Genomic DNA, 2461 nt, shown 5'->3' on the forward strand with positions numbered 1-2461 from the left:
CCTGCAGCCTGTCGGCGCGCTCCTTGTTCATCTCGGCCGAAACCTGCAGAAATTCGGTATCGGGAAAACCGGTGGCCGACGTATAGGGCACCGGAAGCGCTTCCGCGTGGATGCCGACGAGGTGGCTTTCGAACCGCTCGGCGAGCGGAATGGCGCAGTCGAGCACGCGCTCCGCGTCCTGCTCGTTCTGCAGAATGGCGACGATCGTCTTGAAGCGCATGACATCCCCCAAAAAAAGAGTCGGCGCGAGATGTGCGTCCGGCCCTCAAATGCCGGCGCAAACGCGCCGGAAAACAAACGCCGTAACGGCGTCCTTGGTTCCGGTCCGACGATGGTGTCAGCTTGCAGCCGACAAGCCCGCCACCATGGCCTCGACGTCCCTGCGCGCGGCCTCGAGCGCCTCTTCGCTGCGGGCGCGCACCACGAGCTCTGTCCAGAACTTGCCGTCGCCGTATTTCGGGTAGGAGCCGATGATGGTGTCGGGGTGCGCCTTCTGGATGTCGGCCAGCGGCCCGCCGATCAGGCCTTCGCCGAACGGGCAGTGCACCGTGGCCGACAGCATCTTGGTGCCTGTCTTCAGCGTCGTCACGACATTGTCGAGCATCGCCTGGAAGATCGACGGCACGCCGGCCATCACGTGAACGTTGCCGATGCGGAAGCCGGGAGCGATCGAGACCGGATTATCGATGTGGTCGGCGCCGCGCGGCATGCGCGCCATGCGCTTGCGCGCCTCGGTGAATTCGATGCCGCGCTGAGCATAGCTTGCTTCGAGCATGGCATAGGCCTTGGCATCGTACTCGCAAGGCACGCCGAAAGCCTTGGCGACGGAGTCGGCGGTGATGTCGTCATGCGTGGGTCCGATGCCTCCGGTGGTGAAGACGTAGATGTAGCGGGCGCGGAGCGCGTTTACGGCGGAGACAATCTCGTCCTCCTCGTCGGGGACGATGCGTACTTCCTTCAGGTCGATGCCGATCGCCGTCATGATGTCGGCGAGATGGCCGATGTTCTTGTCCTTGGTGCGGCCGGAGAGGATTTCGTCGCCGATGACAAGCATGGCGGCGGTGACGATTTCAGGCATGGCTCACTCCGGCAATAAGTTCGCCTGAGATAACGCGGCCGGCGGCCGGCCGCAATGCGCAGGCAAGGTGGTGCTCTTGTGGCAGAGCCGGTTGCGGGTAAGGTGAGCCGGTCCGGCTCGGGTGGAAGATGCTGATATCTATTTTGTCGTGGCTGATCGGCGGCGTGCTCGTTGCGGCGGCTGTCGTCGTGCTCGGCCTGATGCTTGCAACATGGCGGATCGCGGCCCGGGCCGAAAGGCTGGTGCCGGCTTGCGGAAAGTTCGTCGAGTTCGACGGCAACCGCATCCACTATGTCGAAGCAGGTGAGGGCAGGCCGATCGTCTTCCTGCACGGCCTCGGCGCGCAGCTTCACCATTTCCGCCATACGCTGTTCGGACATTTCGGTGCCGGCTACCGGCTGATCGCGCTCGACCGGCCGGGTTCGGGATATTCGGTTCGGGCCGATGGGGCGTCTGGTCGTCTGCCTGAGCAAGCCGAAATGGTGCGGCGCTTCATCGGAGAACTTGGGCTGGAACGGCCCCTGATCGTCGGCCACTCGCTTGGCGGCGCCGTCGCGCTTGCACTTGCTGTCGGGCATCCGGCGGCGATTTCCGGCATCGCGCTGCTTGCACCGCTCACGCATCTGGAAGAACGGGTGCGCCAGAAATTCGACCTGCTCTATATTCCCTCACGCCTGTGGCGTCGGGTGATAGCCTATACTGTGGCGATACCAGCCAGTCTGAAATACGCCGAACCGACGATGAAATTCATCTTCGCGCCGCAAACCGTTCCCGAGGACTATATGATCGCTGGAGGTGGATGGCTTGGGCTGCGGCCTACTCATTTCCACGCGACTTCGACCGATGTGGTGGCTGTGGAAGAGGATCTCGGCCGCCTGGAGCAGCACTATGGCGAGATCGCCGTGCCGGCCGGCATTCTGTTCGGCACGGAGGATCGCGTCATCGGCATTGCCACTCATGGCGAGCCGATGCTGGACAAGATCAACGGGCTCGATTTCGAACGGATCGAGGGGCTTGGCCACATGCCGCAATTCGTGGAGCCGGAACGCGTTGTCGCCTTCATCCAGCGTATCGCCGCACGTGCGTTTGCCGGCGTGACCTGAATTTCGACGGCAATTGCGCCGAGCCGAATGATCCGGCTGCTCACGGCCTCGTCACACAAACGTGTCGCGCATCCCGCTCCACGCCGATTTTCTCTTGGAACTTTTGCATCCAACCCAGGGTTTCATTGGCGTCGCCGTCACACCTCGGCGACCAACCAAATGGAGTATCCAATGCTTACGAAAATTCTTGCAGCCTCCGCGCTCATGCTGGGTATGGCAACCTCGGCTATGGCGCAGTCCTCGGACATGTGGTCGTGGTGGCACCATGATCGTCCGGTTT

2 protein-coding genes and 1 pseudogene are annotated in these 2461 nt (G+C 62.7%); 1 reads left to right on the forward strand and 2 read right to left on the reverse strand.

What is annotated here, in order from left to right:
• Positions 1-220: pseudogene (locus EOA29_RS33060) on the reverse strand (universal stress protein); the annotation flags it as partial.
• Between the two features lie 117 nt (positions 221-337).
• A complete protein-coding gene (locus EOA29_RS33065; protein ID WP_126093522.1) occupies positions 338-1078 on the reverse strand; it encodes a competence/damage-inducible protein A in 741 nt (246 codons plus the stop codon).
• A gap of 128 nt (positions 1079-1206) precedes the next feature.
• Here EOA29_RS33065 and EOA29_RS33070 point away from each other — a divergent pair, with 128 nt between their 5' ends.
• Entirely contained in the window at positions 1207-2181 is a 975-nt protein-coding gene (locus EOA29_RS33070; protein ID WP_127222181.1) for an alpha/beta hydrolase, read from the forward strand.
• Positions 2182-2461: the final 280 nt, after the last annotated feature.

Origin of the sequence: Mesorhizobium sp. M1E.F.Ca.ET.063.01.1.1, from assembly GCF_003998155.1 — a bacterium.
Classification (GTDB): Bacteria; Pseudomonadota; Alphaproteobacteria; order Rhizobiales; family Rhizobiaceae; genus Mesorhizobium.